Genomic DNA, 387 nt, shown 5'->3' with positions numbered 1-387 from the left:
CGTGCGGGTGCTCGGTTTGTAGCACCCGTCCGCTTACGCGTCAAGGTAGAGTGTCGGGAGTGCATACGTGTGGGGGTGCGATCTCGGCCGGGCCATCCCGCTGTACGAGCAGACCCTCGCCGACCGCGTGCGGGTGCAGGGTGAGGACCACCCGTCCACGTTCGCCTCCCGCAACAACCTCGCGGCCGCCTACGCGGCGGTGGGGGATCTCGGCCGGGCCATCCCGCTGTACGAGCAGGCCCTCGCCGACCGCGGGCGGGTGCTCGGAGAGGACCACCCGTCCACGTTCACCTCCCGCAACAACCTCGCGGGTGCCTACGAGGCGGTGGGGGATCTCGGCCGGGCCATCCCGCTGTACGAGCATGCCCTCGCCGACCGCGTGCGGGT

Annotated in this window: 1 protein-coding gene; it reads left to right on the top strand. The window is 71.3% G+C overall.

From position 1 onward, the window contains the following. Positions 1–67 precede the first annotated feature (67 nt). Positions 68–387 (top strand): tetratricopeptide repeat protein (locus PUR53_RS02940; protein ID WP_329907262.1); only part of this gene is annotated, 320 nt, incomplete at its 3' end.

Origin of the sequence: Streptomyces sp. SP18BB07 (assembly GCF_036322545.1) — a bacterium.
GTDB classification, from domain to species: domain Bacteria; phylum Actinomycetota; class Actinomycetes; order Streptomycetales; family Streptomycetaceae; genus Streptomyces; species Streptomyces deccanensis.
Note: the sequence above shows the minus strand (reverse complement) of the source record. Positions and strands in the feature narration are given on the sequence as shown.